This window comes from Thauera sp. 63, from assembly GCF_000310165.2.
Classification (GTDB): Bacteria; Pseudomonadota; Gammaproteobacteria; order Burkholderiales; family Rhodocyclaceae; genus Thauera; species Thauera humireducens.
This window is the reverse complement of record NZ_AMXC01000060.1, coordinates 1-5,860: the sequence shown is the minus strand read 5'-3', so window position 1 is coordinate 5,860 and position 5,860 is coordinate 1. Positions and strand designations below refer to the sequence as shown.

The following is a 5,860-nucleotide window of genomic DNA, read 5'->3' as shown; positions in this document are numbered from 1 at the left end:
GAGCGCTTCGGCGCCCGGCGCCTCGACCCGCTCGGCGCCTGGCGCCGTGCGGGCGGGCACCGCTTCGTCGGCAAGCTCGCCGCCCATGAGCATCTCCAGCGGCGCCCGCGGCTCGGATGCGGCGGACAAGGCCTGCAGCAGGCTCGCCTGGTTGCGCGCCTCGTCCCGCGTCGCCGCGATCTTGCGCGCGCAGGCGTCGCCCAGGCCGCGCGCCAGCGCCACCTCCACCTCGTGCAACTGGTCCAGACGCTGCGAGCAGCACGCGAACCAACCCTCCGCGCAGGCGGAATCCAGGGCTGCCCCGGGGCCGGACGCGAGCAGCACTCGGCGCAGCCGCTCGAGCTCGGCCAGCGGCATGATGGATTGCAGTGCCTGCCACTGGCGCAGTACCTCGGCGCCGCAGAAGGCCTCGAAGCGCCGGAAGCACTGGGACTGCGCCTCGACCAGGTACTGGATGGCCTGCATGGCATCGGCCGCCGGATGACCCGCTGCGAATGACGCCGCGCCCAGCGCACGCTCCTGTCCGGCAAACTCCTTGCCCTGCATCAGATTGAAGATCGCCACCAGCAGCCGCGAAACCTCCGGATCCACCGCCACGTCGGCGGCATCGAACACCAGCGCGAGCAGTGCGCTGACGATCTCGCTGTAGCGTGCGGTCGCCGCGTCGGGGCGGCAGCGCTGGGCGGCCACGTCGGCACGCAGGTCGGGCAAGGCATCGAGCGCATGCAGCGCAAGCGCGACCCGGGTGAACAGCCTGGCACCGCCCAGCACCAATGCGCCGGCCCGCTCGCCGCCCAGCTCGGGCCGGTCGAGCCAGGCCCGCACCTCGGCCTCGGCCGCCCGGCTCGCATCGAGCTGCGCTTCGCGCTGGGCGCCGAATCGTGCGCCGTCCGACGCCAGAAAAACGTTCGAGGCACCGCGCTCGCGCTGCAGCTGATGCACGAGTTCGCTCACCGCCTGCACCAGCTCGCAGCTGAGCGCGAGCCGTTCGAGATCGTCGATTTCGCAGCGGCGCGCTGCGAGCAGGAATGCGAGCGCCGTCTTCATGCCGTCCTCCGGGGGTGTGGGGTCTGCGCGAGGGAGTCGCGCCCACGGGGACAAGCAAGAGTTGTGCACGTGGCTGGGCATGCCGCCGCGCACACGGTGTCGACCGGGATCACCCGGCCGCAGCACGCCCCTACTTCAGGATCGGCCGCACCCGCCCGATCTCGTCGACCAGCCGCTCGCCCGCCTCGTCCGCCCTGCCCCGCCAGCCGTCGAAGTGCAGCAGCTCGGTCAGCGGCATGCGCTTGAGCCAACCCGCCGACTCCAGCTCGGGCCTGTCGTAGAAATGGCTGACGTAGCCGATGCACAGATAGGCGATCGGCACGATGTCCTGCGGAATGCCGAGCGCCTCGCGCAAGGTCTGCTGGTGGAGGATGCTGACCCAGCCCACGCCCAGGCCCTCGGCTCGGGCGGCAAGCCACAGGTTCTGCACCGCGCACACCGCGCTGTAGACGTCCATCGCGCCGATGTGGGTGCGGCCGATCACCACCGGGCCGTTGCGGCTGCGGTCGCAGGTGATGCACAGGTTGACCGGCGCCTCGAGGATGCCTTCGAGCTTGAGCTTGCGATAGGTGTCGCGCTTGCCTTCCTCGAACATCAGCTCAGCCTCGGCATGGGCGGCGCGGAAGTCGGCTTGGATCTTCTGCCGCACCTCGCGCGAGCGCACGAGCACGAAGTCCCACGGCTGCATGAAGCCGACCGACGGGGCATGGTGGGCGGCCGTCAGCGCGCGCGCGAGCACCTCGTCCGGGATCGGGTCGGGCAGGAACTGGCCGCGCACGTCGCGCCGGGTGTGGATGGCCCGATAGACGGCGGCGCGCTCCTCGGCGCTGAACTGCGGATCGGTCTGGACGGCCTGCGAAGGACTGCTCATGAAATTCCCCTTGTCGTAGAGCAGTGGACAACCGCCGACCAGGCGGCTGCTTGATACGCTTCGGGGCCGGTCTTCCGGCTGTGGATCATCTCGTCCGGGCGCCTTCCCGATCCTTGCGGACCAGTGGCTGGGCAAACCATGCCCGGACAATCCCCATAACGGCGCTGGGCGCGCAGCGGAGTTGCGCCGCTTTCCCGATTCTCCCGCGACTGGCGCGGGCACCCCGAAGCTCGAAGGGCGAGAGGTTACCCCAAAGACGGGGCTCGCCGGAACCGTTCAGCCGCGCTGGCGACGCGCCTCGAACAGGCAGATGCCGCTGGCGACCGACACGTTCAGGCTCTCGACACTGCCGTGCATCGGGATGCGGGCGAGTTCGTCGCAGGTCTCGCGCGTCAGGCGGCGCAGGCCGTCGCCTTCGGCACCCAGCACCCAGGCCACGGGCACCTTCTGGTCGATCTCATACAGAGACTTCTCGGCCTCGCCGGCGGCACCGACCACCCACACGCCGGCATCCTGCATCTCGCGCAGTGCGCGGGCCAGGTTGGTGACGGTGATGTAGGGCACGGTGTCGGCCGCACCGCTGGCGACCTTGACCGCGGTGGCGTTGAGGCCCACCGCGCGATCCTTCGGCGCCACCACCGCATGCGCACCGGCGGCGTCGGCCACGCGCAGGCAGGCGCCGAGGTTGTGCGGGTCCTGCACGCCGTCGAGCACCAGGATCAGCGCATTCTCTTCGAGGCTGTCGAGCACGTCGGCGAGCTTGATGTCGCGCCGCGTGGCGTCGACCTTGGCCACCACGCCCTGGTGGCGCCGCGTGCCGACCAGCGCGTCGAGCTTGTCGCCTTCGCTGGACGTGATGCGTGCGCCCGCGGCCTCGGCCTGGGCAACGAACTTGCGCACTCGGGCGTCCTTGCGATCACCGGACAGGAAGATTTCCAGCACTGAATCCGGCGCGTGGCGCAGCTTGGCGGAAACGGCATGGAAGCCGTAGATGAGGCGGGTGGAGACAGTTTCTGGGGCTTTAGCCACGGCGGGTTCCCTTGGTCGAGGTCTTGCCGCCAGGACGTGCGGCCGGTTTGGAGGCGCGCGATTCTACCGGCTCGGCAACGGTCGCGGACGCCTTCACAGCCTTCGCAGCGGATTTCTTCGCTGGCTTGGCTGCAGGCTTCGCCTTGGCGCCCGCCTTGACTTTGGACTTGGCCTTGGCGGCGGGTGCCTTTGCCCTCTTCGCAGGCTTGCCCTCCGCCTTGTCCGCCGCCTTGCGCTTCTTGCCGGCCCGCGCGCTGGCCGCCTCCTCCGCCGCGAGTTTCTGCGCCGCTGCCTCCTGGTCGGCCGCCTTCTGCCAGATATCGTCGAGCACGCTCGCTTGCGGCGCCTTCTGCGCGGAAAGCGCCGTTGCGGCCTTGACGCGCGACTTACGCGCCGGCATCACCGGCGTGGGGGCCGTTTCCGGCACGGACTGCGCCTTGTCCCGGGGCTTGCGCGCCGGCTTTGCCGCGGTGGCGGCCGGTGCAATCACTTCTTCGGCCGGCACGGCGGCAGGCTTCGCCCGCGTCTTCCTTGCCGGCTTGGCGACCTCCACGGCAGGCGCCGCGGCCGGTGCTGCCACGACGACGGTCTCCACCGCTGCCTTGTCGGCAGCCGTCCTTGTCGTTCTGCGCGCACGCCGAGGTGCGGGAGCCGGCGTCTCCTCCACCACGGCGACAGGCTTCTCGACCGCCAGCGGACCTTCGATCAGGCGGAAGTCGATCTTGTTGGTCGCCATGTCGACCCGCACCAGCTGCACCTTGACCCGATCCGACAGGCGGAATTGCTTGCCCGTGCGCTCGCCCAGCAGGGCGTGGCGGGTCTCGTCGTAGTGGAAGTAGTCGCTGCCCAGATCGGAGATGTGCAGCAGGCCCTCGATGAAGATGTCGTCGAGGGCGACGAAGAGGCCGAAGGACACGACCGCCGACACGCTGCCGGTGAAGATCTCGCCGACGCGGTCCTGCATGAAGTAGCACTTCAGGAAGGCGACCACGTCGCGCGTGGCGTCGTCGGCGCGACGCTCGGTCATCGAGCAGTGCAGGCCGATCTGCTCCCAGTCGCCGGGGCGGTACTGCTCGCCCGCCAGCGCGGCCTTGATGCCGCGGTGGATCAGCAGGTCGGGATAGCGCCGGATCGGCGAGGTGAAGTGGGTATAGGACTCGTAGGCAAGGCCGAAGTGGCCGACGTTATCCGGGCTGTACATCGCCTGCTTGAGAGAACGCAGCATCACGGTCTGCAGCAGCTGGGCGTCGGGACGATCCCTAACCTGCTCGAGCAGCTTGGCGAAGTCGCCCGCGCGCGGCTCGTCACCACCGCCCAGGCCGAGGCCGAACTCCTTGAGAAACTCGCGCAGCTTGGCGAGCTTGTCCTCGGAGGGGCTGTCGTGCACGCGGTACAGCGCCGGGTGCTCGCGGCTGGCGAGAAAGTCGGACGCACACACGTTGGCGGCGAGCATGCACTCCTCGATCAGGCGATGGGCGTCGTTGCGCACTTCGGGTACGATCTGCGCGATCTTGCCGTTGTCGTCGAAGATCATCCGCGTCTCGGTGGTCTCGAAGTCGATCGCGCCGCGCTTGGCGCGCGCCTTCAGCAGCACGCGGAAGAGCTGGTCGAGGTTCTCCAGGTGCGGCAGCAGCGCGGCCAGCTCGTTGCGCACCGCCGGATCCTTGTCGTACAGCGCCGCGGCCACCTGGGTGTAGGTGAGGCGCGCATGCGACCAGATCACCGCGGGGTAGAAGCGGTAGGACTTGATGTCGCCGGTCATCGAGATCGCCATGTCGGCAACCATCGCCAGGCGCTCGACCTGCGGGTTCAGCGAACACAGGCCATTCGAGAGCTTCTCGGGCAGCATCGGGATCACCCGACGCGGGAAGTACACCGAGTTGCCGCGTTCGAAAGCATCCTTGTCGAGGCCATTGCCAGCGCCCACGTAGTGCGACACGTCGGCGATCGCCACGATCAGGCGGTAGCCCTTGCCCTGGCGCTCGCAATACACCGCGTCGTCGAAGTCCTTCGCGGTCTCGCCGTCGATCGTCACCAAGGCCAGTTTCGTGAGGTCCTCGCGACCCGCCCAGTCCTTCTTGCGAACCGCTGCCGGGAGCTTGCGCGTCTCTGCCTTGGCCTCCGCCGAGAACTCGAACGGCAGGTCGTGCTTGCGCAGGGCGATCTCGATCTCCATGCCCGGGTCGGCATAGTTACCCAGCACCTCCACGATGCGTCCGATCGGCTGCGTGACCTGGGTCGGCTGCTCCACCAGTTCGACGGTCACGATCTGGCCGGGCTGGGGCTTCTTGCGCCCACCCGGGGCGATCAGGATGTCCTGCGCCAGGCGGCGGTTCTCAGGCACGACGATCATCACGCCATGTTCTTCGATCACCCGGCCGACCACACGCGTGTTGGCGCGCTCGAGCACCTCCACCAGCTTGCCTTCGGGGCGGCCGCGACGATCCTGGCCGGCGATCCGGACCAGGACACGGTCGCCGTGCAGCAACTCGCGCATCTCCTTGGGTCCGAGGAAGATATCCGCGCCGCCGTCGTCGCGGCGCAGGAAGCCGAAGCCGTCGGGGTGGCCCTCCACGCGGCCCTTGATGAGGTCGGCCTTGGCCGGCAGCAGGTAGGCGTCGCGCCGGTTGCGCACGATCTGACCCTCGCGCTCCATGGCACGCAGGCGGCGGTCGAAGTGCTCGCGTTCGTGGGACTGGATGTCGAGCGCGACAGCCAGTTCATCGAACACCGTCGGCACCCCGCGCTCAGCCAGCACCTGCAGCACGTACTCGCGGCTCGGCAACGGCTGCTCGTACTTCTGCGCCTCACGTTCGTGGAAGGGATCGGCGAGGCGGATCGCACTGACGTGTGCTGCCGCAGCCTTGTGTGCAGCGCGGCCACGGCCCGCAGCGGATGCGTCGCCCCCCCCCC

The 5,860-nt window shown here is 69.2% G+C and carries 4 protein-coding genes and 1 riboswitch; all 4 genes read right to left on the bottom strand.

Annotation, left to right across the window (positions count from 1 at the left end; translation table 11 throughout):
- A partial coding sequence (locus tag C664_RS19790) for a nitrate- and nitrite sensing domain-containing protein (RefSeq protein WP_004293573.1) occupies window positions 1–1,047 on the bottom strand: 1,047 nt, incomplete at its 3' end.
- 130 nt (window positions 1,048–1,177) lie between these two features.
- A complete protein-coding gene (bluB, locus tag C664_RS19785) occupies window positions 1,178–1,918 on the bottom strand; it encodes a 5,6-dimethylbenzimidazole synthase (protein ID WP_004293572.1) in 741 nt (246 codons plus the stop codon).
- Window positions 1,919–1,965: 47 nt separating this feature from the next.
- Window positions 1,966–2,159, bottom strand: a riboswitch (cobalamin riboswitch).
- A gap of 35 nt (window positions 2,160–2,194) precedes the next feature.
- Window positions 2,195–2,947 (bottom strand): 23S rRNA (guanosine(2251)-2'-O)-methyltransferase RlmB, encoded by a 753-nt coding sequence (rlmB, locus tag C664_RS19780; protein WP_038012626.1) that lies wholly within the window; start codon window positions 2,945–2,947, stop codon window positions 2,195–2,197.
- Complete coding sequence (gene rnr, locus C664_RS19775; protein WP_038012629.1) at window positions 2,940–5,786, bottom strand: ribonuclease R; 2,847 nt, start codon at window positions 5,784–5,786, stop codon at window positions 2,940–2,942. The genes rlmB and rnr overlap by 8 nt, the downstream gene beginning before the upstream one ends.
- Window positions 5,787–5,860 lie beyond the last annotated feature (74 nt).

Bases quoted from the DNA above. Each gene is read 5' to 3' on its own strand.
- bluB (WP_004293572.1), bottom strand. From the start codon at position 1,918: ATGAGCAGTCCTTCGCAGGCCGTCCAGACCGATCCGCAGTTCAGCGCC.